The sequence below is a fragment of the Candidatus Pelagibacter sp. genome, assembly GCF_052049675.1.
Lineage (GTDB): Bacteria > Pseudomonadota > Alphaproteobacteria > Pelagibacterales > Pelagibacteraceae > Pelagibacter.
The window spans coordinates 59,209-85,291 of sequence record NZ_JBNGZM010000001.1; the positions used below are offsets into that span (position 1 = coordinate 59,209).

The window sequence follows — 26,083 nt, forward strand, 5'->3', positions numbered from 1 at the left end:
GAATTATTCTCGCCGAAGGAGCAAATCTCTCAGGCACCAAGACAGAGGGGGCACAGAAGAGTTAATATGGAAATAAAAAAAACACCGCTAAATAAACTTCATCAAAGTAACAACGCTAAGTTTGTTGAATTCGCTGGTTATGAAATGCCCATTCAGTATAGCAAAGGTATTATTGAGGAACATAAATTCACAAGATCGAGTTCTGGAATATTTGATGTATCTCATATGGGTCAATTATTTATATATGGTGATGAAAGTTTAACAGAAGAATTAGAAAAGATTTTTCCATTAGATTTAAAAAATCTAAAACAAAACTGCTCTAAGTATAGTTTTCTAATGAATGAAGATGCTGGAATTTATGATGATTTAATTATCACTAAAATAGAGGAAGGATATTTAATCATCTTAAATGCTGCATGCAAAGATAAAGATTTTGAGATTTTATCTAATTTGCTAGGTTCAAAATTTAAAATGAATTTAGATAACAATAGATCTTTAATAGCAATTCAAGGACCTAAATCTGTTGAAATTTTAAACTCAATTATAAATGGGGTTGATCAACTAAATTTTATGACAGGAAATTGGTTTGATTCTGATAATCAAAAATTATTTGTCACAAGATCAGGTTATACAGGGGAAGATGGATTTGAAATTTCGATTTCTAACAATAAAGCTGAAAAATTCGTTGAAAATTTAATAAAAAAGGGAGCACAACTTATAGGACTTGGGGCAAGAGATACCTTGAGATTAGAAGCTGGATTATGTTTATATGGTCATGAATTAGATATTAATAAAACTCCAATTGAGGCAAACCTTAGATGGGCAATTTCAAAATCTAGATTATCAAATGGAGGTTTTATTGGATCGAAAAAAATTATGAACCAAATGCAAGATGGAGCAAGTCAAATAAGAGTAGGGATTAAGCCTGAAGGTAGACTGATTGCGAGAGAAAAAACCAAAATATTTAATGATAAAGATAAACATATTGGTGAGATAACTAGTGGAACGTTTGGACCAAGTGTAAACGGTCCTATAGCGATGGGTTATGTTGATAAAGAGTTTTCAAAAGTTGATACTAAAATTTTGCTTGAGGTAAGAGGGAAAAAACATCCAGCAAATGTTTGCGCATTACCATTTTATAAGAAAAATTATGTGAAAGGAGTAAATTAATGAGTGACGTAAAATTTTCTAAAGAACATGAATGGATTACTTTGGAGGGAGATGTGGCCACAATAGGAATTACTAAACATGCAACAGAAATGCTTGGAGATATAGTTTTTGCAGAACTTCCTGAAAAAGGATCTAATGTTGAAAAAGATGGTACTGCAGGAGTAGTAGAATCTACAAAAGCTGCTAGTGATGTTTACACTCCAGTTAGTGGTGAAGTGGTAGATACCAATCAATCTATAGTAGATGATCCAGCCAAAATTAATGAGGACCCCGAAGGTAGTGCGTGGTTTTTTAAATTGAAAATTAAAGATTCATCTGAGCTAGATACTTTAATGAACAAAGAAGATTATGATAAATTTGCAAAGGAGACATCAAACTAATGTTACATAACTCACAAAAAGATTTTATTAAAAGACACATAGGTCCATCAAAAAAAGACCAAGAAAAAATGCTTAAAGACCTTAACTTTAAGTCGTTAGATGAATTTATTAATAGTACTATTCCAGAAAAAATTCAGTTTAAAGGTGAATTAAATATTGGGGAACCAAATTCAGAATATGAAGCTTTAAGAAAATTAAAAGCAATTTCAAAAAAAAATCAAATTTACTCAAATTTTATAGGCATGGGTTATTATGGAACCTACACACCATATGTAATATTAAGAAATATATTAGAAAATCCTGGTTGGTATACATCTTATACACCTTATCAACCTGAAGTAGCACAAGGTAGATTAGAAATGCTATTAAACTTTCAGCAAATGATTGTTGATTTTACAGGCATGGATATAGCAAACGCCTCTTTACTTGACGAAGGAACAGCAGCTGCCGAAGCTATGGGTTTAAGTCATAGACTTAATAAAAGTGATAGTAATTTAGTTTTTGTTTCAGAAAACTGCCACCCACAAACAATTGACGTTATTCAAACTAGAGCAGAGCCAATGGGTCTTAAAGTACTTGTTGGAAACGAGGATAAAGTTCTAGAGCAGCTAAAAGAAGATATTGTTTGTGGAGTTTTACAATATCCAGGAACTTTAGGTGATATTAAAGATCCTAGTGAGGCCATAAGTAAAATTCATAAAAAAAATGGAAAAGCAATTTTAGTTTGTGATCTCCTTGCACTTTCTATGCTAAAAACACCAAGAGAGCTTGGAGCAGATATTGCAGTCGGTAGCTCCCAAAGATTCGGTATTCCAATGGGTTATGGAGGACCTCATGCAGCCTTTTTTGCAACAAAAGATGAATACAAACGATCTATGCCAGGTAGAATTGTTGGGGTCTCAGTGGATAGGCATGGAAACAAGGCTTATAGGTTGTCATTACAAACTAGAGAGCAACACATTAGAAGAGACAAAGCTACAAGTAATATTTGTACCGCTCAAGCCTTACTAGCGATTGTTTCAGCAGCATACGCTATTTATCATGGCCCAGATGGAATCAAAAGTATTTCCGAAAGAGTATCTCAACTAGCAAAAAATTTTGCAGATAAAATAAAACAATCAGGATATGAATTATACTCTGATTATTTTTTTGATACTGTAACTATTATTACCAAAGAAAAGACAGATCAGATTTTCAAAAATGCTTTAGACCAAAAAGTTAATATCAGAAAAGTAAATTCAGAAATGCTATCTGTTTCTTTTGATGAAAGAAAAAATGTTTACAGAGTAAATCAACTACTAAAAATATTTAATGCTGCAGAGTCAATTAAAAATGAGGATCCTACTGTTAGTTTACCAAATCTACCAAAAAATTTATTAAGAACTTCAAAATATTTAGAACACCCTGTTTTTAACTCATATCATTCAGAGACAGAAATGCTTAGATATCTTAAAAAGTTAGAGGATAAAGATATAGCTCTTAATAGAACAATGATTGCTCTAGGATCATGTACTATGAAATTAAATGCTACTGCAGAAATGATACCTATTTCGTGGAGAGAATTGGCTGAGCCCCACCCATTCGTACCTGTCGAACAGATGGAGGGATATAGAGAAATGTTCACAGATCTTAAAAATTGGTTAAGATCTATTACTGGTTTTTCTGGTGTTTCACTTCAGCCAAATGCGGGAGCCCAAGGTGAGTATGCAGGCTTAATGGTAATAAGAAAATATCATTTAGATAGAGGGGATGATAATAGAAATATATGTTTAATTCCAAGCTCAGCACATGGAACTAATCCAGCAAGTGCACAGATGGTTGGAATGAAAGTTGTCGTTGTTGATTGTGACAAGGAAGGAAATGTTGACTTTGAGGATTTAAAGAAAAAAGCAGAATTGCATTCAGACAATCTTGGTGCATTAATGGTAACTTACCCATCAACCCATGGTGTATTTGAGGAAAAAATTAAAGATATTTGTGAAGTAATTCATCAACATGGTGGTCAAGTTTATATGGATGGAGCAAACCTAAACGCACTTGTTGGGGTTGCAAAACCAGGAAATTTTGGTCCTGATGTTTGTCATATAAATTTGCATAAAACATTTTGTATTCCGCATGGTGGCGGTGGACCTGGAATGGGACCTATTGCCTGTAAAAGACATTTACAAGTTTATCTGCCTAATCATCCAGTTGTAAAAGATTGTGGACCTGCAAGTGGAATAGGTGCCGTTTCAGCAGCCCCATGGGGAAGTTCAAGTATTCTATCTATTTCATGGATGTATATTAAGATGATGGGATCAGAGGGTGTAAAACTTGCAACACAAATTGCAATTTTAAATGCAAATTACATTGCAAATAGATTAAAAGACCATTATCCAATTCTTTATAAAGGATCAAATGGCAACGTAGCCCATGAATGTATTATTGATATTAGAACAATTAAAAGCGATACAGGTATTTCAGAGGAAGATATAGCTAAAAGACTAATCGATTATGGGTTTCATGCACCAACAATGTCATGGCCGGTTGCTGGAACTATGATGATTGAACCAACAGAGAGTGAGGGTTTATCTGAACTGGATAGATTTTGTGATACATTGATTAGCATTAAAGCGGAAATAGATATGGTCAAGTCAGGAAAGTTTGACAAAGTTGATAATCCAATCAAAAATGCACCGCACACTGATATTGAATTAGCTTCAGATGAATGGAGTCATAAATATTCAAGAGAACAGGCTGCATACCCAGCAAAATTCTTAAAAGCAAATAAATTTTGGCCTCCAGTTGCGAGAGTTGACAATGTATACGGAGATAAAAATATTTTTTGCACTTGTCCAAGTATGGACGAGTTTAAAGAAGATGCAGCATAATAATTAATGAAAATTGCCGTTGTTGGTTCAGGTATTTCCGGACTAAGTGCTGCTTTTTATTTATCCAAAAAACATCATGTAGATCTTTTTGAAAGAGAAGATCATTTTGGCGGACATTCTCATACTATAGATTTGTTTTTTGGAGAAAAAAAAGTCTCAGTTGATATCGGTTTTATTGTTTTTAATTTTCAAACTTATCCAAATCTAATTAATTTTTTTAAAGAAAATGATATTCAAATTGAAAAAAGCAATATGTCCTTTTCAGTTTCAGTAGATAATACAAATTTTGAATATTGTGGCAAAGGATTAAGTGGAATTTTCTCTAATAAATCAAATTTATTAAATATTAAGTTTTTGAAAATGTTTTTTGATATAATAAAATTTTATAAAAAAAGTGATAAAGTCAGAATAGCCAATGAAAAAATCACCTTAGGCGAATATTTAAAAATAAATAAATTATCCAAAACTTTTATTGATTATCATATTATACCAATGGTATCTGCAATTTGGTCTATGCCTCCTTATGAAGCGAGCAAGATGCCAATTAGTTTTTTTCTTAGATTCTTCCAAAATCATGGTTTGTTTAAATTAAAAAATAGACCACAGTGGTACACAGTAACTAATAGGAGCAGAACTTATGTAAGTAAAATACTTTCACAAATAAGTGGCGAACATTATAAGAACTATAAAGTTACAAAAATAAAAAGAAAATCTAAAGGATTAGATTTATATTATGGTAATGAAAGTGAATTTTTCGATTATGACAAGGTAGTTTTGGCGACTCATGCTGATGAAGCTTTAAATTTAATTGAAAATTCAACTGATGATGAGAAAAATATTCTTTCGAATTTTAGCTACAAAGAAAATATAGCTTATATACATACAGATCAGCGAGCTATGCCAAAAAATAAAAAAGCTTGGTCTTCTTGGAATTCATCAATAGATAATAAGAATTTAGAGAAAAATTCAATTACATACTGGTTAAATTTATTACAAAATCTAAAGTGTGAAGAAAATATTTTCTTAACATTAAATCCTTACTTTAATATTGATGAGAAAAAAATATTGAAAATAGTGAAATTTACGCACCCTTATTATGATCAAAAAGCATTAGATGCTCAATCAGAGCTTGTTAGATTGCAAAATCAAAAAGATCTACTTTTTTGTGGAAGTTATTTTGGTTACGGATTTCATGAAGATGGAATAAAATCATCTATTGAAATGCTAAAAAACCTTAATGATTAGCTCATCTATATATAATGGAAATGTAATCCATAAAAGATTTAAGCCAAAGAAACATTTCTTCAAATATAAAGTTTTTTCATTATTTTTGGATCTATCGGAGCTCAAAGAACTAAATAATAACCTTAATTTTTTCTCTTTAAATAAATTTAATTTAATAAGTTTCTATGAGAAAGACCACGGTGAACGCGACGGTTCATCTCTTCTTGATTGGGTAAAAAATAACTTAAGAAGTAATAGCATCAGTACAGATAATATAAAAGTAAAACTCTTATGTTATCCAAGAATATTAGGTTATGTTTTTAATCCACTAAGCATTTTTTTTGTGTATGACGATGACGAAAATTTAATCTCTATATTATATGAGGTTAAAAATACATTTGGTGAACAACATACTTATGTTTTTAAAATTGAAGGAGAAAATAAATTAATTCAAAATAATTGTTCAAAAAAATTCCACGTTTCTCCATTTATTGAAATGGATTGTAATTATTTTTTTAGGATATTAAATCCAGGAGATAAGTTGTCTGTTATAATAGATCAATACGACCAGGAGGGAAAAATTCTATTTGCATCTCAAGATGGTATAAGATCCGATTTAACTAATAAAAATTTAATGAATTCCTATCTAAAACACCCTTTGATGACATTTAAAATAATTTCTGCGATACATTTTGAAGCGTTTAAATTATGGATTAAAGGAATTAAATTTGTGAAAAAAAAATTAAAAATTAAAAATAATATTTCTGTAGAAAATTAATGATATTAAATAATATAGCAGATAAGCTAGTTTATAAATTTCTAAGCAAGATCAATTATGGCTATCTCGAACTTACAACATTTGATGGAGAAGCTTTAAAGTTCGGAAATCCAAATGATAAATTACAAGCAAATATATTAATTAAAAAACCAAGTTTTAATTATAATTTAATTAGAGGAGGAAGTATTGGTTTCGCTGAAAGTTATATGAGAGGTGAGTTTGAAACTAATAACTTGTCAAATTTAATTGAATTAACAGCAAGGAATATAGAAATTATTCATAAATTTTCAGGTCTTCTTGATTTTTCAATAATTAACTTTGTTAAAAATAAGATAATTAAAAATACAAAAAGTAGAAGTAAAGAAAATATTGCTAAACATTATGATCTAGGTAATGATTTTTTTTCTCTTTGGTTAGATGAGACCCTTACTTACTCTAGTGCTATTTTTAATGATGATACAAAAAGCTTATCTGAAGCACAAAATAATAAATATCAAAAATTAATTGATTTAATAAAACCGAATAATGGAGATAAAGTTTTAGAAATAGGATGTGGTTGGGGTGGTTTTGCTGAATACTTAGGTAAAAAATATGACGTTAAACTTGATTGTATCACAATATCTAAAAAACAATTTGATTTTGCAAAAGAAAGAATTTTTAAATGTGGTTTAAATGAAAAAGTTAATATTGAAATCAAAGATTATAGAGATTTGAATGATAAGTATAACTCAATTGCTTCAATAGAAATGATAGAAGCTGTTGGCCAAAATTATTTAGAGGGTTATTTTAAAACCATTAAAACTAACTTATCTGATGGTGGAAAAGCAGCTATTCAAGCAATTACTATTGATGATAAGTTATTTGATAGATACAAAAACAAACAAGATTTTATCCAAAAATATATTTTCCCTGGGGGTTTCTTACCAAATAAAAATAGTATTAACAGATATGTCTCTGATAATGGATTAGCTATAAATTCATATATCTCTTATGCTGACCATTATGCAAATACATTATCTATATGGAGAAATGAGTTTTTAAAAAGATGGGATTTAATTAAAAATCAGGGTTTTGATTTAACATTTAAAAGAATGTGGGAGTTCTATCTCTCTTATTGTGAGGCAGGATTCAAATCAAAAAATATAGATCTAATTCAGTTTTCAATGCAAAATAAATAAAATAATGGAGATATTTATGCGACATATAAAAATTATTAAGCCAATTTCGTTGATAATTTTATTATTCTTAATTACAAGTTGCTCGAATAATAGCGCTATGAAACCAGAAGATTTTAAAAATAAAGAACCGAGATTAATTATTGAAGAGTATTTGTCTGGAAATGTTAAGGCTTGGGGTGTTTTACAAAATAGGTCAGGAAAAGTTACGAGACAATTTTCTGCAGATTTAAATGGAACTTGGGACGGAAAGCAGTTAGTTCTTAAAGAAAAATTTAATTGGGATGATGGTGAAGTTCAAGACCGAGAATGGACAATAAACAAAATTGACGAGCACAATTATGAAGGAACAGCAGGTGATGTTGTAGGTAAAGCAAAAGGTTATTCTTATGGATCAGCCTTTAAATTTGAGTATGTTTTATTAGTCCCAGTCAAAGGTAAAGAGATAAAAATTACTTTTGATGACTGGATTTTTAAGCAAGACGATAGGGTTGCAATAAATAGAGCAACCATGACTAAGTTTGGTTTTAAAGTAGCTGAGCTTACAGTTGTGTTTGTAAAGGATTAACGATTTACGTACTTAGAAATTAAGTAATTATAGATTTTGTTTGGCAGTATTTGAATTATTTTATAGATTAATTTTATTTGCTTAGGAAAAATTATTTCAAAATTATTTTTCTTAGTTAATCCATTAAAAATTTCATCTGCTGCATATTCTGTAGACTTTAAAAAAGGCATTTTAAACTCATTTTTATCTGTCAGAGCTGTTTTAATAAATCCAGGAGTTATTAGTGTAACCTTGATATTAAATTTTTTGAAATCAAAATAAATTCCTTGAGTGAAATTATTAAGTGCAGCTTTAGAGGGGGTATATCCCGATGATTTTGGAAGACCTCTATAACCAACTGGCGATGAAACAATTGCAACATGACCGTTTTGTTTGGTTTTATAATATTTTTCAACCGCACTCACACAATTAATTACTCCAATAAAGTTTACCTCCATAACATGTCTGATATTTTCTACTATTAATTCTTTCTCAGATTTTCTTTCATAAGTTCCTGAGCTAAACAAACATAGGTCAACATTTTCATGATCATTGATTATTTTACTAAATACTTCTTTAGTTTGAGCCATATCTGTAACATCTAAAGGATATGAAAAAATATTTTCATTTTTTGAAAGTTCATTTAATAATTCAGCTCTTCTAGCTGAAATAAGAACCTTCCATCCTTCATCAGCAAATTTAATTGCAGTTGCTTTCCCAATGCCACTACTAGCTCCTGTAATCCAAATAGTTTTTTTACTCATTTTTTGTTATGTATATATTTATCATGCTTAAAAATAAATTTTTAACATTTCTATCGTTTCTTGCTATTACATTCTCTGCCTCATTGATTGGAGGGTTGGCTACTATTAAATTTAAAGAACCTTGGTACTCACTACTAAATAAACCGACATTTAATCCACCAGATTGGATATTTGGTCCTGTTTGGACATCTCTTTATTTAATGATGACCGTCGCTATATGGCTTTATTGGCACACAAATAATAAAGATAGGAATACTGTTTATATTTACTTTATTCATTTAGTTTTCAATACAACTTGGAGTGTAGTTTTCTTTGTTTTTCATAATATGGTCATTGCATTATTAATATTAATCATTCTAATAGCATTGATAATTAACCTAATTTTAAGGTTTAAACGCGTCAAGATGTTGAGCGCTTACTTAATGATTCCATATTTACTTTGGTGTAGCTTTGCACTAATTCTGAACACAAACTTAATTATATTAAATTAGATATGGATGATGTTGTAGTAATTGGTGGTGGAATAATTGGGGCAGCAACAGCCTATTTTTTATCCAAAGAGGGCAGAAAAGTAAAAGTTATTGAGAAAGATCCTACTTATAAAACAGCTTCATTTCCATTATCCCTAGGTGGATTTCGAAGACAATTTTTCCAAAAAGAAAATATTCTTTTAGGAAAATTTGCTAGAGAATTTATTTTTCAAATACCAGAATTATTAAAAACAGAAAAAAATCCTAATCCTACAGCTAGTATGGTAACAAATGGATATCTTTTAATGTTTGGACCTGAACATGCTGAAGAGCAATATAGAGCATTAGAAAATCATAAAGATTGTGATGCAGGAACAAAAAATATTAAAGGCTCAGAATTATCAAAAGTTTTTCCTTATGTTAATAGTGAGGGAATTGAAACAGCAACTTATACAGATAACCAAAGTGAAGGATGGATTGATCCATTTATGTTTCATAGCGCTTTAAAGAGCAAAGCTATAGAGCTTGGAGCTGAATTTATTAAAGGTGAGGTAAAAAACATTTCCGAAATTAATGCTAAAACAATTGTTTCAGCTGCTGGTTGTTGGACAAAAGAATTATTAGAGGATATTCCAGTTGTTCCACAAAAGCATACAGTTTTCAGAGTTAAATGCCCAACATATATAAAAGAGATGCCTCTAAGTGGAGACTTAACAACAGGTGTTTACTGGAGACCAGAAGGGGGAGAATATTTAGCAGGCTCACCTATATCTGTATTTGACGCTGAAGATTTAGAACCAGCTTGGAATGATTTTGAGGAATTAGTTTGGCCAGCTCTAGCTAAGAGAATACCTGTATTTGAAGAATTAAAGTTATCTGGTGGATGGGCTGGTTACTATGATTGTAATAGATTAGATAATAATGCAGTAGTTGGTAAACATCCAAAATATGAAAATGTTTACATGGCATCTGGATTTACAGGTCGAGGATTAATGCAGGCACCAGGCATTGGCAGAGCCTTAACTGAGCTTATTACAACTGGATCATACCAAACAATTGACATAAGTGATTTTGCAGTTGAAAGAGTTTTAGGTAAATCAGCTAGGCCAGAGCCTTACGTTTTATAATTTTAAGTTCCACAAAAAGTTTGATATTTTTCATTACTTAATGGAGCAGGTGCTTTATATTCTTCAATATTATTCTGATTTTCATAAGAATTTTTTAAAATAGCTAACAACTTTTTCATTTTTTCTAAACTTCCTTTATCTGCTTCGGCTAAAGCTTCCTCTACTTTATGATTTCTAGGAATTACAATTGGATTATTTGATTTCATAAGTTTGCTTTGTTTTCCCTTAGTTGAATTATTTAACTCAGATCTTTTTTTCCATTCATTTTTCCAATTGATAAAATCATCATTTTTGTAAATTTCATAAGAATTGATATCCATTAGATTACAAAAAGTATTTGTGTAATCTGCTTTATATTTTTCCATCCAATTAAATAAATCATTAATTAATTTTTTATCATCTTTATCTTCACCAAATAGACCAAGCTTATCTCTCATCATATTTAACCATTTATCTTCATAAATATTTTGGAAATTATCTATTAAATCTGTTGCTAATTTAATTGCGTTATTCTCATCTTTATCAATTAGAGGGATCAAACATTCAGCAAATCTTGCTAAATTCCATTTTGTAATTGGTGGTTGATTAGAAAAGGCATATCTGCCAAATTTATCGATTGAGCTAAATACAGTTTTTGGATCATAATGATCCATAAATGCACAAGGGCCATAATCAATAGTTTCACCAGAAATTGTCATATTATCGGTATTCATAACTCCATGTATAAATCCAACGCGCATCCAATTGATTACTAGTTGGCATTGCTTTTCCATTACAAGATTTAACAAGTCTAATGCTTTTGAATTTGACGTTTTAATTTCTGGATAATGTCTGTTTATTGTGTAGTCGACTAAGGTATTTAAATTTTCAATGTTTTGAGTTGCAGCTATATATTGAAATGTTCCAACCCGAAGATGACTTGATGCAACTCTTGTTAATATAGCGCCCTGTAAAAGATTTTCTCTTACAACTTTTTCTCCTGTTTTGACTACAGCAAGGCTTCTAGTAGTTGGAATATTTAATGAATGTATCGCTTCACTGATAATGTATTCTCTAAGCATAGGTCCAAGTGCAGCTCTTCCATCACCCCCTCTAGAAAAAGAAGTTCTTCCTGAACCTTTAAACTGAATATCAAAACGATTGTCATTATTAACTAAATGCTCACCCAATAAAACTGCTCTACCATCTCCTAACATAGCAAAGTGTCCAAATTGATGACCCGCATATGCTTGCGCAATGGTATTAGTTTCTTCCGGTATAGAGTTTCCAGAAAATATTTCAGCTAATTTTTTTTTGTCTGTTTTTGAAAAATCTAAATTTAAAGTAGACGCCAATTCCTCATTTAAAATTACTAATTCAGGATCATGAACAGGAGTTGGTTTTATATTTTCTTTAAAAGTATTTGATAACTTTGAATATGTATTATCAAAATGCCAACCAATGGTCATTTTAATTAACTAACTTCAGCTTGATTTTCTTTTGGGTTAACTTCTGTTTTAAATTGATTAGAGATTTTTTGTACTTCAACAGAAGATACTTTGTATTCTGCACACATTGTTTCTTCATCTTTACCATGACCTGTAACCATATTAACCATATGTTCCGGGAAATGGAATGTAGTAAACACAATTCCTTCTTTAACTTTATCTGTAACCTCAACTTTAAGAGCAACCTCACCTCTACCTGAATAAAGTCTTCCAATATCACCAGTATTTAAATCTCTATGAGCAGCATCTTTAGGATGAATTAATAAAACATCTTCATCAACAATATTTATATTTTTTGTTCTTCTAGTCATTGTTGCTGCGTTGTAATGTTGTAAAACTCTACTAGTAGTTAAAATCAAAGGGTAGTCTTTTTGATTAGCTTCTATTTCTGATGATTCTTTCCAATCAAAGTTTTTAAGTCTGCCTTTACCTAATTTAAAGGTTTCTGTATGTAAAATTTTCGTATCAGTTCCATCTTCTTGAACTGGCCATTGTAATCCAAATTTTCCAAGTCTCTCTCTGGTAACTCCCTTAAAGAAAGGAACGATATCAGCAATTTCTGCTAGAACTTGATCTGCATCATAAGTTGGCTGGTCAAAACCTAATTTCTGCATCATCTCAGTTACGATTAATCCATCAGGTTTAGTTCCTGGAAGAGGAGGTACAGCTCTGTTCACTCTTTGAATTCTTCTCTCAGTGTTTGTAAAAGTTCCATCTTTTTCTAAGAAAGTTGTACCAGGCAGAACAACAGTTGCTAATTTCGCTGTTTCACTCATAAATATTTCTTGTACAACTAAAAGTTCTAAAGAGTTCATAGCTTCAATAACATGTGCGCTATTAGGATCTGTTTGAACAATATCTTCTCCTATGATCCATAAACCTTTTAATTCCTTGTTTATTGCAGCTTCAAACATTTGAGGAATTTTTAATCCTGGTTTAGTCGGATGTGTTACTCCATATTTTTCAGTATAAAATTCTTGATGTTTTTCATCAGCTACAGGAAAATATCCAGCACCCTGGTGTGGTTGACATCCCATGTCTGCTGCACCTTGGACATTATTTTGGCCTCTTAAAGGATTAACTCCAACACCTTTTCGTCCAATGTTTCCTGTAATCATTGCTAGATCTGCAATTAACATCACAGTTTTAGATCCTTGTTCGTGTTCAGTAACTCCTAAACCATGGAACTCCATTGAATTTCTTGCAGTAGCATATGCAATTGCTGCTTCTTTAACTAGTTGTTTATCTACACCAGCTACTTTTGCTAAATGATCAACATCTTGTCTTTCAATTTCTTTCAAGAAATTATCAAAACCTTCAGTTCTATCTCTAATAAAATCTGCATTATAAAGTTTTGATTTAATAATAAAGTGCAACATCATATTTAGAACTGCAACGTTGGTTCCAGGTCTTAGTTTAATATGATAATCAGCAAGTTTAGCTAGTTCAGTTGTAACTGGATCAAGTACAATTAATTTTTTACCTTTCATTACTTGCTGCTTTATTTTTGCACCTGTAACAGGATGAGCATTTGTTGGATTAGCTCCAATTACCAAAAATAAATCTGCATGATAAATATCTTCTGTAGAGTTAGTTGCTGCTCCAGTACCAAAAGTTTGTTGCATTCCCCAAGCTGTTGGTGAATGGCAAATTCTTGCACAACAATCTACACTGTTAGTTCCCACAGCAGCTCTAATCATTTTTTGAAAAACATAATTTTCTTCATTCGTACATCTTGCAGAAGAAATTCCAGCAAAGGCATCTGGACCATTATCTTTTGTAATTCTGTTCATTTCTTTTTTAATAAAATCATAAGCTTCATCCCACGAAGCTTCTTCAAATTTTCCATTTCTTTTAATTAAAGGTGTTTTTAATCTGTCTGGATGATCATAAAAACTAAATGCATATCTTCCTTTAATACACGTATGTCCAGCGTTAACTTCTGTTTGTTTAGGCGTATCAATAGCTACAACTTTATCATCTTTAATTGAAGCCTCTAAATTACAACCAACACCGCAGTATGAACAAGTTGTTCTAACTTTTTTATCTACTGCAGCAGACTTTGATTGAAAAACATCTGAGATAGCATCTGTTGGACAAGTATGAGCACAAGCACCACAAGAAACACATGAACTATCTCCAAACATCATATCGTTATCAGTTGTTATTCTAGACTCAAATCCTCTTCCACTCATTGTTAAAACGAATGAACCTTGAATTTCGTCACAAGCTCTAACGCATCTTCCACAATTGATACAATTGTCTAAATTCATTCTCATGTAATCATGAGATGTATCTCTAGGAATACCTTTATGTTGTTTTGGACTGTTATATCTGTGATCAGAAATACCCAAGTCATTAGCAACAGTTTGAAGTTCACAATTATTATTTACCTCACAATTGTCACATTCCATTGGATGGTCTGTTAATACTAATTCAACAATATTTTTTCTAAGATCTTTCAAAGACTCATTTGAAGTAAATATGTGTTGATTTTCAGCAACTGGAGTATGGCAAGAAGCAACTACTCTTGTAGGACCGTCTTTTTCTAAAGCAACTTCGACTGAACACACTCTACAAGCTCCATAAGGTGCTAAATTTGGATCATCACATAAAGTAGGAACTTTTTTTTCACCTACATAGCTTTTTACAAATTTCAAAATAGACGAATGATTTGGTCCGATTTCATACGGTTTTCCATCAATATAAGCAATTTTTCTTTTCTCTGAACTCATTAATTATCTTTAACCATATCATTTTTCATTTCATCCCCAAAGTACTTTAGAATGTTCTGAATAGGAGTGGGTATAGCTCCGCATAAAGCACATAAACAACCTTTTTTCATTGTAACAAGCAATTCTTCAAGCAATTTCAAAGGTATTTTGGCAGTTTTCTTTTTAGCTTGGTCAAACATTTCTTTACCTCTGTAAGATCCAAGTCTTCCAGGAAAACATTTTCCACATGATTCTTCAGCAGAAAATTCAAAAAGATGATGAATGTATTCTGCCATAGAAAAATCTTTAGGAATACTCACCACACTAGCATGACCTAACATGAAACCTTTTGCAGTAAACTCCTGAAAATCTAAATTAAGATTTTCTATTTCACTTAATGGAACCACACCACCAAGTGGCCCACCAATTTGAAAAGCTTTTAATGGTTCTTTATATCCTCCACCAATTTCATTAAATATTTTTTTCATTGGAGTACCCATATCAATTTCATAAACACCTGGGTTGTTAAAGAAACTATCCAAACAAACTAATTTAGTACCTGCTGATTTTTTATTTCCTATAGATGAAAACTTTTCAGAACCATTTATTAAAATTCCAGTTGCAGCTGCTAAAGTTTCAACATTGTTAACAACAGTTGGTTTTTTATATAATCCTTCTGTAACAGGAAAAGGAGGTCTAACATCAACTTCTGCTCTTCTTCCTTCAATAGATGCGATCAAAGCTGTTTCTTCACCACAGATATACGCACCTTGACCAATACAAATTCCTAAATCGAATGAAAAATCTGTTCCTAAAATATTTTCACCTAATAATCCTAATTTTTTAAGTTCGTTTATACTACCATTTAATGCTTCAATTGATTTTGGATATTCTCCTCTTATATATAAAACACCTTCATCACTCCCAATTACATAGCCACACATTACCATTCCAAAAATAACTTTTAAAGGCTGGTCTTCTAATAAATATCTATCTGAGAAAGCACCAGAGTCGCCCTCATCTGCATTACAGATAACATATTTTTTATCTCCTTTTGCTTTACTGCAGAAATCCCATTTCATTCCTGTTGGAAAACCTGCACCACCTCTTCCTGTTAAATTTGAGTCTAATAATGATTTTACTATTTCTTTTTTATCTGATTTTAAAAATTTACTTAATTGATCTTTGAATTGGTCTGTAGAAGAAAGTTTATCATCCATTAAAAAACTTGTTGTAGCAAAACTTTTTGAGAAAAATTTTTCTTGCTTAATTTCCTCACCTTTTAAAATCTGATCAATTTTTTCTATATCTTTACCAGCATAATTTTCCCCATCATAGTGAAATGCATGGTTTTCATAACAATGACCTAAGCAGAACATTTCTCCAACTTTGTCATCACCAAGTTTTTCCTTGAGTTTATCTTTTAATTTGTCTTGAGTACCTGCACACATGCATGCACTACCGTTACAAACGAAAGCTTTTTTTTCTCTATGAGAAGGTCTTAAAAACTCATAAAAGGATTCTGCACCATGAAGAGTTGAAACACCTAGGTTATGTTTTTTGGCAATATCTTTAATGTTTTGTGGATTATCGCTTAAGGTGTTTTCTGAGATTTGCTTAAATAGGTTATCTTTTAAGCCTATTCTGCCTGATAAATTACTTATATTTTTTGACACAAATACCCTTTTATTAGTTTAGTCCACAATAACTTTTTTGTTATTTGTGTAAATATTAAAACTGTCCCTCTTTACGAAACCAACAAGGGTAATGTCAAATTTATTCGCTAAATCGATAGCAAGACTAGTTGGCGCACCAACGCCTATCATTATACCTATATCCGTCATCAAAACCTTTTGAACTAATTCAAAATTTAGTCTGCCTGAGCATGTTATAAATTGGTTTTTAGGATCAATTTGGTTGCTCTTTAATGCACAACCAATAAGTTTATCTAGAGCATTATGTCTTCCTACATCCTCTCTGACAGCAACCAATTCTCCATTACTATTAAAAAGACCACTAGCATGAATTCCACCTGTTTTACTAAATTCTGATTGGCCATCTCTCAATGTATCTGGTGATTTTACAATTACCTCTTTTTTGATTTTGGGCTCTAATGGATTTGTTTTATTTTTTTTTATTATTTCTAGAGCATCAAGTGAAGATTTTCCACATACACCACAAGATGAATTAATTAAAAAATCTCTTTTTATTTTTGAAATATTCACATTTTCAGAATTATTTAAAGTTGCTAATATTTTATTTTGAATATTGTATTGACCAACTTTATCTCCATAACTTTCTATTGAATCAATATCATCAATATTTTTTATAATTTGTTCATTATATAAAAATCCTCTTACGAGATCCTCATCATCACCTGGAGTTCTCATTGTTATAGATAAACTTTGATTAATCCATTTATTAGACTCATTATATTTTAATGAAATCTCCAATGGTTCTTCAATTGAAACTAAATCATCTATATTCTCAAACTTATTAGATGAATATTTAAAAACTTTGTATTTAGAATTCATTAAATTATTTTAATGGATAGTTTTTTTTTAATAAATATTTGTTAATTATAATTGCTAATAACAATATAATTATACAACCAAAAATTATTGGATTAATTAAATAATCATAAGAGGCACTTCCTATAATAACTATAATTGGATTTCCACCAGCAGGTGGGTGAACAATATTAAATAAAATCATTAAAAAAACTCCTGCTCCAACAGCGATTGCAATATTGATATAAATAGGGAGTGGAATATAGTTTACAAAAATTACTCCTACTAAAGCAGTTACCAAATGTCCAAAAAAAACATTTTTTGGTTGTGCAAATGGGCTTTCAGGAAAACCAAATAGTAAAACCATTGAAGAACCGAAAGAGGCTGCAATAAAATATCCGAGTGTACTTTTATAAGTAAGGACTGTTAGCACACCAATTGTAAATGCAGAAAAAAAACCTGCAATTAATGCTTTTTGCAATAAAGGTTTTGTAATTTTGATCATTTAAATTTTTAACGCTTTAGCAATAGTTCTTAAAGGTAAAAGCAAACATTCTTTCCTTGAAAGATTTTTTTTATCTAAAATTTCTTTAAAGTCTTTCCAATGTTTTTCCATACTTACTTTTGCGTCCTCAAAAAGTTGCTCACCAATTTTTATAAATTTTTTAATATCATCAACTTTTTTTTCCTTAATTTTTCTGGACAGTAGACTGACTGATGCCTGACAATAAACACATGATTTACACTGATAACCCATATCTTTTACAACATCTTCTTTGACAATTAAGCTTATTTCCATCTCATCACCACATAATGGATTTTTGTGTTTTGACTTATGAGTATAGTTTTCAACAACTTTATTGTTTTCAGTATGGGCTGCTATTTCTAAAATTCTTAAATCCATTTAATTTCTTTAATTCAACTTTGAATGTTTTATATTTTATAGATGGATCATAACAATATTTTAGGCACTGTGCTAGCAGGCGGTAAGTCACAAAGATTTGGAGAAGATAAATCCCAAGTAAAGTTAGCTGGTAAATTGTTAATTGATCACATGTTGACTGAAATTATTGATGAATTCAAGGAACTCTTAATAGTATCAAATAATAAAATTAGTTTTCATAACTCAGAAAAAATTTCAATAATTGAAGATTTTGAAAAAGGTCTTGGTCCGTTAGGTGGAGTTTTATCAGCTATGAAATGGATAAAAGAAAACCAAAAAGACTACAAATGGATAGCAACTTTCCCTGTTGATACACCTTTTTTTAAAAGACAAATACTTAAAGATTTTATTCAAAATATAAATTTTAATGAAAGTGATTTATTTTTTATTAAGTCAAATAACACACGACATAATATATTTGGCTTATGGTCTATTAATTTACTAGATAAGTTAGAGAAGGATTTAAACAATGGAGAAAGAAAAGTAGAGTTGTGGGCTAATAATACTGGGGTAAAAATAATTAATATGGAGTTTTCAAATAATGATCCTTTCTTTAATATAAATACAAAAGAAGATTTAAAAAAAGCTGAACAAATACTCAAAAATGATTAGTTACGAAAAATCTAAGACAATTTTAAAAAAAGCAAAAATTAAAATTAAAGAGGAAACTATAAAGAGTATAAATTCTCTAAATAGAGTAGTTTCTACCAATATTTATTCTAATATAGATTATCCTGCAGGGAATAATGCTGCATTTGATGGTTACGCAATTAATTCAAAAGATACTAATGGATTAAAAAAAAAATTTCCAAAAAAATTTAAAATTATTGGCTCAATTGCAGCAGGAATGAAACCATTTAAAAAAAAAATAAAAAAATTTTATACTGCAGAAATAATGACTGGAGGAATTATTCCAAAGGGTTTTGACACAATTATTCCCATAGAACAAATAATTTTTGTGCCTAATAAAAAATATATTTTAATTGACCAAAAAATAAAAAGATTTGATCATGTTAGGTTTGCAGGTTCAGATTATAGAAAAGGGGAGGTTGTAATAAAAAAAAATACAATTATTCAACCAAACCATATTTTAGCTTTTAAAAGTTTAGGAATTAAACAAATTAAAGTAAAAAAAAGAATAAACATATTATTTTTTTCAACAGGAAACGAAATATCAGACAAAGATAATATTCCAAATTGGATGGTAAGAAATTCCAACACACACTATATAAAAAACCTAAATCAAAATTTTTTATTTAATTTTAAAAGTGGGAGTATATTGAGAGATAATCATCAAAATATTTTTAAACAAAAAATAAATAAATTAATCAAATCAGAAGATGATATTATTATTACTTCAGGCGCAGTGTCTGCAGGTAAGTTTGATTTTATACCTGATGTTGTTAAAAAATTTAAGTTATCAAGCTACTTTAAAAGTGTTGCAATAAGACCTGGAAAACCAATTATGTTTGCAAAAATTAAAGGGAAAGAAAAGGCAATATTTGGACTCCCTGGAAATCCAATCTCTTCAGCTGCATGTTTTAGATTTTTTGTAATTCCTTATATTTTAAATATTTTAGGATTATCAGAGGAAAAATCAATTAAAGCAAATTTGATAAATAGTTTTAATAAAAAAAAGAATTTTACAAGATTTGTAAAGAGTCAATTAAGCACAACTAAAAATGGAAAATTAAATGTTGAAATTTTAAAAGGACAAGAGTCTTTTAGAATTAAATCATTTGTAAAATCGAATATTTGGGTTTTGTTACCAGCAGGCAAATCAAAATTTAAAAAAGGAGATATTGTTGATTGCTTTTTCCCCAACCTTTCAAATCAAAATTTATTTTAGAAACGTATTTTTGTTGTAGAAAATTATATTTACAATTAGATTTCTGAATATGTTAAAGTTGAGAAATCCAAGAATAGCTATCCCTGTTGTACTTTTTGCCGGTCTATTATGGTCGTTTGGCCCATTAGTAGTTCGATACATGGATAATCCCCAATTGGTTCCTTGGCAGTATATTTTTGGCAGAGGCTTAACAATTTTCATTCTATTAAATCTTTATTTATTTTTTGAGGAAGGAAAAAATTTCTACAAAAACTATTTGAAAATAGGTTTGTCAGGAGTAATCGGTGGATCTGGATTGGGGATCGCTATGATTACATTTATTTATTCAATTACAAATACTAGTGCTGCAGTTACTTTACTTTGTTTAGCAGCAATGCCTTTTTTTACTGCATTATTGGCATTTTTATTTTTGAGAGAAAAAATTTCTCTCAATGTGTGGATATCAATAATAATTGCAACAGTTGGTATCATTATTATGGCACTTGGAAATACCGGTGAAAAACCATTAATTGGTTTTGTATTTGGTTTAACTTCTTCAATTGGTTTCTCAATTTTTTCTGTAACTCTAAGATGGAGAAAAGAAACACCAAAATTCACAACTGTAGCTTTTGCAGGTTTCTTTTGTTTTGTGTTTGCGACAATTATGATTTTATCAAACAACTTAGTTTTCTTTTCATCTAGTTATAACGGGGCTTTATTTTCTTTGCATGGAACACTAGTTTGTTTTGGTTTAATTTTATATTCAATTGGATCTAAAGCGATACCAGCGGCAGAATTGACTTTATTATCTTTAACTGAAGTTGTAGGTGGAATTTTTTGGGTTTGGTTACCGTTATTTGGTATTAATGAAGTGCCATCCACAAATACTATAATCGGTGGTTTTTTTCTTTTTGTATCTATATTTTATTACAGTTTAATAATGAGATGGAACAAAAGATATATTGCATTAAATTAATATGGAACGGCCAGATTTTTTTGAACTTAAAAACGGTGAAAAAGTAAAATTACCATTTACTGATAGAGAATATAACGATCGAGTAAGTAAACTTAGATCAGTGATGGACCAAAATGGTCTTAATATGGTTATCTTAACCTCAATGCATAACGTTGCATATTACACAGGTTTTATTTATTGTTCTTTTGGTAGACCATATGGATGTGTGATAACTCAAAGTAAAATTTCAACAATTTCAGCTAATATTGATGCAAGTCAACCTTGGCGTAGATCTCATTGTGATAACGTTATTTATACTGATTGGAAAAGGGATAATTTTTTAAGAGCCATTGTTTCAATTATTGGAAGAGATGAACCTCCAAAAAATATTGGAATAGAAAATGATCATGTCACGTTAGATATGCGAGAAAAAATAGGGTCTATTTTTACTTTCTCTGTTTTTAGCGATGTTTCAAAAGATCTAATGAAACTTAGAATGATTAAATCGAATGAAGAAATTGAGATCATCAAAAATGGCGCAAGAATTGCAGATATTGGTGGTGAGGAAATAGTAAAAAACATAAAAGAAGGTAATACGGAGATCGAAGTAGCAATAGCAGCAAGAGATAGAATGGAAAGAGAGATTGTTAAAAGTTATCCAGGGGCAGAGTATATGGATACTTGGGTATGGTTTCAATCTGGTATCAATACAGATGGAGCTCACAATCCAAAGACTAATAGAAAATTAGTTAAAGGAGATATTTTATCGTTAAATACTTTTCCAATGATCTCAGGATACTACACTGCGCTAGAGCGAACTTTATTTTTAGATCATGCTAATGATGATTCACTTAAAGCATGGGAAGCAAACGTGAAAGTGCATAAGCGAGGAATAGAATTGATTAAACCAGGTATTAAATGTTCAGATATTTGTCTTGAGTTAAATGAATTGTTTGCTGAACTTGGTTACCTTCATTATAGAACTTTTGGTTACGGACATTCATTTGGTATGCTTTCTCACTTTTATGGAAGAGAAGCAGGTTTAGAATTAAGAGAAGACATTGATACTATTCTTGAGGAAAACATGGTGGTTTCTATGGAACCAATGATAATGATTCCAGAGGGTAATCCTGGTGCAGGTGGATATAGAGAACATGATATTTTGGTGATTGGTAAAGATGGAGTAGAAAATATTACAAAATTTCCTTTCGGCCCTGAGCATAATATTATAAAAAACTAACCCTTATGAATGATAATAAAACTGTTGTTAATAGTTGGAATGAGTGGGATCCGTTAAAACATGTAATCGTTGGTAGAGCGGATGGCACATGTATACCTGCGCCTGAACCAGCATTAGATGCAAAAGTTCCAGAAGACAGTGATATGCGAGGTCAGTTTGGACCAAGAACCAAAGATACTGTCGATAAAGCAAATGAATTATTAGATAACTTTTCAAACATTCTTGAAAAAAGAGGCATTAAAGTTGATCGACCAACACCAATAGATTTTAATCAAAAAACATCCACTCCAGATTGGGAAGCTGAAACAATGTTTGGCTGCATGCCTCCAAGAGATGTTTTGTTAACAGTGGGCAATGAAATTTTAGAAGCAACAATGAGTTACCGATGCCGTTGGTTTGAATATTTATGTTACCGACCACTTTTAAAAGATTATTATAATCAAGATCCTAATATGAGACACGAGTCTGCTCCAAAACCAAGACTAACTGATGCAGATTACAGAAAAGATTATTTATCAGATAAAATTGGTGTTCAAAAAAGATTAGAGTGGACTGAGAAAAAATATTTCGTAACTACTGAAGAAGAGCCATTATTTGATGCAGCAGATGTATTGAGATTTGGGAAAGACTTAGTTGTTCAACATGGGTTTACAACTAATTTAAAAGGAATTGATTGGCTAAAAAGACATTATAAAGATCACAGAGTTCATGCAGTTAACTTCCCAGGTGATCCTTATCCAATTCACATTGATGCAACTTTTACCCCAATTAAAGAAGGTTTAATTATCAATAACCCACAAAGAAGACTTCCTAAGGAACAAAGAAAATTATTTGAAGACAATGGTTGGGAAATCGTAGACAGTGCACAACCAGCACATAACGAACCACCTCCATTATGTTATTCATCAACTTGGCTATCAATGAATGTTTTAGTTTTGGATGCAAAAACTGTATGTGTGGAAAAAAGTGAAAAATACCAAGCTGAACAATTAGATAAATTAGGAATGGAAGTTATACCAGTAGAACTTAGAGATGCATATGCTTTTGGAGGAGGCCTTCATTGTTGTACAGCTGATGTTTATCGAGAAGGCGATTTAAAAGATTATTTTCCAAAGCAATAATTTATTTGCAAATAAGATTAACTTGGATTTTGTTTTAAAAATTCAATGTATTTAATAACATCATCGTATTTTTCATCAGGAATATCTTTATAGCTAGCATTGAATTTGCTTTTCACGCAAATAGCAACATGAGCATAGGGGTTTCTTCCTTTAGGATGATTTGGATGATCAGGTAATTGACCCACCAAATAATCGCCAGCTTCCTGAATAATTTTCCAGAGTTTCTGTGAGTTTTCTTTATTCACATCTTCACTTTTCTTGTTATCTCTTAAATGTTGTTAATTAAATTGCACTTTTAAAATATTATCGTCTACCCTTAGCACTTGCGTGCTTTTCTAGGATTTTTTTGGCATTAAACTTTGCCTCTTCTGTTTTTTTAACCATCCAAATCTTATCTCTTGCAATCTTTGATGAAGAATGGTGATCAACAATTGGATTTGGATAATGTTTTCCTATTTCAATACCTAGGCCCTTTTGATCAATATAGGTTAGTTTCCATGGCTCATGGACTAATTTATTGGGTATTTCTTTTAATTCTGGCACCCATTTTTTGATAAAATCTCCTGTAGGATCTTGATCAATTGATTGTTTGATTGGATTGTAAATTCTTATTGAATTTATTCCTGTTGTTCCTGATTGCATTTGAAATTGTGAATAATGAATACCCGGCTCATAATCTGTAAATAATTTTGCTAAATGTTTTGATGTTTTTTTCCAATCAAGCCATAATTGATAAGACGCAAATGAAACTAACATTGCTCTCATTCTAAAATTAATCCATCCATTTGTTCTGAGGTACCTCATACAAGCATCAACAAAGGGATAACCAGTAGTTCCATTTTTCCATGCTAAATGATAATCTTCATTAAAATCATTTTCTCTTATTCCATTATAAGCGCTATTCATATTTCTAAATTCAATTTCTGGTTCATCATATAACTTTTGAATAAAATGACAGTGCCAAGCTAATCGACTTTTAAATGCAACTAAGGATTTCTTTTTTGAAAAAGATAATTTAGATTTTAATTTATCGTTAGTTTTTGTAAAAATTTCTTTAATAGAAATATTTCCGTATGCAATATGAGGACTTAATCTAGAACAAGAAGTTTCTCCAGTTATTGGTGAAGACATTTCTTTTTGGTAATTTTCTGATCTGTTATTAAGGAATGAATCTAAAAGTTGAAGTGCGTTTTGTCTTCCACCAATTTGAATTTTTCCATTTTCTAAATTATTTGTTTTTATTTTCGATAAATCTTCTACATAATCATCTGAAATAAACCCACAATTTAAATTTGAATTAGCACTTTCACTATCTATAAATTTATTCCAATTATATGACCATTTATTTCTAATTCTATGATTTAGTTGAACGCCAAATTGGTTTGATATTTTCCAGTTAATATTTTTTTCTTTAAATAAAAAACTAACTTCTTTATCTAAGTTAGTTATATACATGTTCTTGAATATTATATTTGAATAAACCTCATTTATTTTAAATGTATCAGTTAAATGACTTAAAATTTCTAATGTATCTCCATAATATATATTGAGTTTAGCATTATATTTTTCACTTAGTGTTTTTGATAAATCGTCTAATGATGATTTTAAAAAATCTAAATGGAATGAGCTTGATGTAGGTAATTTGTGATATTCTTTATCAAATATGTAAATTGGTAAAATCTTTCCTGATTTTATAGCTTCGTTAAAAGCATCATTATTAGATACACGTAGATCGTTCCTGAACCATACGATTTTGTTCATTTTAAATAATTAAAGACTGATTTTGAAAGTTCTTGAAGTTTTATCGTCTGATACTTTTAATATTTTAAATTTTGAAGTTTTCTCAAGTTTTTGACCTTTGTTTGTAATAAAAGATTTCATTTTCTTAACTTCACCTTCGGGCATTTTTCTTGTGTACTTCAGTGTATGTTTTTTTGATCCTATAACAAATATTGTTTTCATGTGATTTTAATTACAAATATATTTATTATCTGTCTCTGTGACATAAGTTTCATTTAAGACTTTGGGATTATTTTGAAATCGAGAATTTACTAAAGAAATGAAAGAAAAGGAGAGAATAGAGCGTAATCGTGCTGCACTAGCTAGAGAACAAAGATGTATTTTTTGATGCAATGCTTATGAACAAGGTAGTTACGTCAGTATTCACTTTGATAGATATAAAAGAAAAGAAAAAAAGTATGAATATTATTAATCTAAATATTTATCTAAAAAATAAACTTTTTCTAATATCTATAATTTCTCTTATTTGTTTGTCTTTAATAGCATTCCAAGAAACAAATAAAGTGCATAATTGATATAAGGAAAATATCTCATTTTTTTGATTTTGAGACAAATTACTATCTGCCTCTATATAGTTTTCAAAATAAGAAATATTATTTCTTGCACAGTTTAAATAATATTTACAAGCATCAGTTACTGTAGCTGTTGACCACCAGTTTGAGTCTCTGAAAAGATTAGATATTTCTTGATAGAAAGAACTTGTTTCAGAAATAACTAAATCTTTTTGAACACTTTCTGAAAATTGATCTAATTCAAATTGAATTAAAGCTAATATCTTTTTTTCGCTACTTCTCTTTACAAGTAGCTCGATGACATTTTTATATGACATTGATTGGATTTTATTCCAATTATTAAAAAAATCGTTTGGTGCTTTGTTTAAATCACTCATATTTTATAAAATTTTTAAATTTACTATTGAAATTACACTAAATTAACTATGCCAATATTAACAGTTTTAATTTTAAATTTTTAGTCTAGTG

At 30.1% G+C, this 26,083-nt stretch carries 25 protein-coding genes; 14 read left to right on the plus strand and 11 right to left on the minus strand.

What is annotated here, in order from left to right; translation table 11 throughout:
- Nucleotides 1-66 precede the first annotated feature (66 nt).
- The 7 genes from gcvT to ACTT9L_RS00350 are packed head-to-tail and all read left to right on the plus strand — an operon-like array spanning nt 67 to nt 8,165.
- Nucleotides 67-1,170, plus strand: coding sequence for a glycine cleavage system aminomethyltransferase GcvT (gene gcvT, locus ACTT9L_RS00320; RefSeq protein ID WP_440927393.1), 1,104 nt, complete (start codon nt 67-69; stop codon nt 1,168-1,170).
- Complete coding sequence (gene gcvH / locus ACTT9L_RS00325; RefSeq protein ID WP_440927394.1) at nt 1,170-1,550, plus strand: glycine cleavage system protein GcvH; 381 nt, start codon at nt 1,170-1,172, stop codon at nt 1,548-1,550. Before gcvT ends, gcvH begins: the two co-directional genes overlap by 1 nt.
- Entirely contained in the window at nt 1,550-4,420 is a 2,871-nt protein-coding gene (gene gcvP / locus ACTT9L_RS00330; protein WP_440927395.1) for an aminomethyl-transferring glycine dehydrogenase, read from the plus strand. The genes gcvH and gcvP overlap by 1 nt, the downstream gene beginning before the upstream one ends.
- Nucleotides 4,421-4,426: 6 nt before the next feature.
- Entirely contained in the window at nt 4,427-5,665 is a 1,239-nt protein-coding gene (locus tag ACTT9L_RS00335) for an NAD(P)/FAD-dependent oxidoreductase (RefSeq protein ID WP_440927396.1), read from the plus strand.
- Nucleotides 5,658-6,422: a DUF1365 domain-containing protein gene (locus ACTT9L_RS00340; protein WP_440927397.1), complete on the plus strand. Its 765-nt coding sequence runs from the start codon at nt 5,658-5,660 to the stop codon at nt 6,420-6,422. The genes ACTT9L_RS00335 and ACTT9L_RS00340 overlap by 8 nt, the downstream gene beginning before the upstream one ends.
- Complete coding sequence (locus tag ACTT9L_RS00345) at nt 6,422-7,600, plus strand: class I SAM-dependent methyltransferase (protein WP_440927398.1); 1,179 nt, start codon at nt 6,422-6,424, stop codon at nt 7,598-7,600. Before ACTT9L_RS00340 ends, ACTT9L_RS00345 begins: the two co-directional genes overlap by 1 nt.
- 16 nt (nt 7,601-7,616) lie before the next feature.
- Nucleotides 7,617-8,165 (plus strand): DUF3833 domain-containing protein, encoded by a 549-nt coding sequence (locus tag ACTT9L_RS00350; protein ID WP_440928650.1) that lies wholly within the window; start codon nt 7,617-7,619, stop codon nt 8,163-8,165.
- Here ACTT9L_RS00350 and ACTT9L_RS00355 read toward each other — a convergent pair.
- Nucleotides 8,162-8,908 carry an SDR family NAD(P)-dependent oxidoreductase gene (locus ACTT9L_RS00355; RefSeq protein WP_440927399.1) on the minus strand — a complete coding sequence of 249 codons (747 nt, stop codon included), beginning with the start codon at nt 8,906-8,908 and terminating at the stop codon, nt 8,162-8,164. The two genes, ACTT9L_RS00350 and ACTT9L_RS00355, sit on opposite strands and share 4 nt — an antisense overlap.
- Before the next feature lie 23 nt (nt 8,909-8,931).
- Between ACTT9L_RS00355 and ACTT9L_RS00360 the strand changes: the two genes are divergently transcribed.
- On the plus strand, nt 8,932-9,399 hold the full coding sequence (locus ACTT9L_RS00360; RefSeq protein ID WP_440927400.1) for a TspO/MBR family protein: 468 nt from the start codon (nt 8,932-8,934) through the stop codon (nt 9,397-9,399).
- A 2-nt stretch (nt 9,400-9,401) separates the two neighbouring features.
- Entirely contained in the window at nt 9,402-10,505 is a 1,104-nt protein-coding gene (locus tag ACTT9L_RS00365; protein ID WP_440927401.1) for an NAD(P)/FAD-dependent oxidoreductase, read from the plus strand.
- A gap of 2 nt (nt 10,506-10,507) precedes the next feature.
- On the opposite strand, the gene ACTT9L_RS00370 is transcribed toward ACTT9L_RS00365, so the two are convergent.
- Genes ACTT9L_RS00370 through ACTT9L_RS00395 form a run of 6 tightly spaced genes read right to left on the minus strand, consistent with a single transcriptional unit; the run spans nt 10,508 to nt 18,120 of the window.
- Nucleotides 10,508-11,953, minus strand: coding sequence for a protein adenylyltransferase SelO (locus ACTT9L_RS00370; protein WP_440927402.1), 1,446 nt, complete (start codon nt 11,951-11,953; stop codon nt 10,508-10,510).
- Between the two features lie 5 nt (nt 11,954-11,958).
- Entirely contained in the window at nt 11,959-14,727 is a 2,769-nt protein-coding gene (gene fdhF / locus ACTT9L_RS00375; RefSeq protein ID WP_440927403.1) for a formate dehydrogenase subunit alpha, read from the minus strand.
- Nucleotides 14,727-16,382 carry an NADH-ubiquinone oxidoreductase-F iron-sulfur binding region domain-containing protein gene (locus ACTT9L_RS00380; protein ID WP_440927404.1) on the minus strand — a complete coding sequence of 552 codons (1,656 nt, stop codon included), beginning with the start codon at nt 16,380-16,382 and terminating at the stop codon, nt 14,727-14,729. The genes fdhF and ACTT9L_RS00380 overlap by 1 nt, the downstream gene beginning before the upstream one ends.
- 18 nt (nt 16,383-16,400) lie before the next feature.
- Nucleotides 16,401-17,240 (minus strand): formate dehydrogenase accessory sulfurtransferase FdhD, encoded by an 840-nt coding sequence (gene fdhD, locus ACTT9L_RS00385; protein ID WP_440927405.1) that lies wholly within the window; start codon nt 17,238-17,240, stop codon nt 16,401-16,403.
- Nucleotides 17,241-17,244: 4 nt separating this feature from the next.
- A complete protein-coding gene (locus ACTT9L_RS00390) occupies nt 17,245-17,721 on the minus strand; it encodes an HPP family protein (protein ID WP_440927406.1) in 477 nt (158 codons plus the stop codon).
- Nucleotides 17,722-18,120, minus strand: coding sequence for an iron-sulfur cluster assembly scaffold protein (locus tag ACTT9L_RS00395; RefSeq protein ID WP_440927407.1), 399 nt, complete (start codon nt 18,118-18,120; stop codon nt 17,722-17,724).
- Between the two features lie 42 nt (nt 18,121-18,162).
- On the opposite strand from ACTT9L_RS00395, the gene mobA reads away from it, so the two are divergent.
- The 5 genes from mobA to ACTT9L_RS00420 are packed head-to-tail and all read left to right on the plus strand — an operon-like array spanning nt 18,163 to nt 23,303.
- Complete coding sequence (mobA, locus tag ACTT9L_RS00400; protein ID WP_440927408.1) at nt 18,163-18,771, plus strand: molybdenum cofactor guanylyltransferase; 609 nt, start codon at nt 18,163-18,165, stop codon at nt 18,769-18,771.
- The gene (locus ACTT9L_RS00405; RefSeq protein ID WP_440927409.1) at nt 18,764-20,008 is read left to right on the plus strand and encodes a molybdopterin molybdotransferase MoeA; all 1,245 of its coding nucleotides are present in this window, start codon (nt 18,764-18,766) and stop codon (nt 20,006-20,008) included. Before mobA ends, ACTT9L_RS00405 begins: the two co-directional genes overlap by 8 nt.
- Before the next feature lie 49 nt (nt 20,009-20,057).
- Nucleotides 20,058-20,963 (plus strand): DMT family transporter, encoded by a 906-nt coding sequence (locus ACTT9L_RS00410; RefSeq protein WP_440927410.1) that lies wholly within the window; start codon nt 20,058-20,060, stop codon nt 20,961-20,963.
- A gap of 1 nt (nt 20,964) precedes the next feature.
- Complete coding sequence (locus ACTT9L_RS00415) at nt 20,965-22,182, plus strand: aminopeptidase P family protein (RefSeq protein ID WP_440927411.1); 1,218 nt, start codon at nt 20,965-20,967, stop codon at nt 22,180-22,182.
- 5 nt (nt 22,183-22,187) lie between these two features.
- Nucleotides 22,188-23,303: a serine/threonine protein kinase gene (locus tag ACTT9L_RS00420; RefSeq protein ID WP_440927412.1), complete on the plus strand. Its 1,116-nt coding sequence runs from the start codon at nt 22,188-22,190 to the stop codon at nt 23,301-23,303.
- Between the two features lie 17 nt (nt 23,304-23,320).
- Here the strand turns inward: ACTT9L_RS00420 and ACTT9L_RS00425 are convergent, their stop codons facing one another.
- The 4 genes from ACTT9L_RS00425 to ACTT9L_RS00440 all read right to left on the minus strand — a co-directional run bounded on the left by ACTT9L_RS00425 (nt 23,321) and on the right by ACTT9L_RS00440 (nt 25,992).
- Nucleotides 23,321-23,548: a hypothetical protein gene (locus ACTT9L_RS00425; protein ID WP_440927413.1), complete on the minus strand. Its 228-nt coding sequence runs from the start codon at nt 23,546-23,548 to the stop codon at nt 23,321-23,323.
- A gap of 58 nt (nt 23,549-23,606) precedes the next feature.
- On the minus strand, nt 23,607-25,064 hold the full coding sequence (locus tag ACTT9L_RS00430) for a deoxyribodipyrimidine photo-lyase/cryptochrome family protein (RefSeq protein ID WP_440927414.1): 1,458 nt from the start codon (nt 25,062-25,064) through the stop codon (nt 23,607-23,609).
- Between the two features lie 9 nt (nt 25,065-25,073).
- A complete protein-coding gene (locus ACTT9L_RS00435) occupies nt 25,074-25,265 on the minus strand; it encodes a hypothetical protein (RefSeq protein WP_440927415.1) in 192 nt (63 codons plus the stop codon).
- 259 nt (nt 25,266-25,524) lie between these two features.
- Nucleotides 25,525-25,992: a hypothetical protein gene (locus ACTT9L_RS00440; protein WP_440927416.1), complete on the minus strand. Its 468-nt coding sequence runs from the start codon at nt 25,990-25,992 to the stop codon at nt 25,525-25,527.
- Nucleotides 25,993-26,083 lie beyond the last annotated feature (91 nt).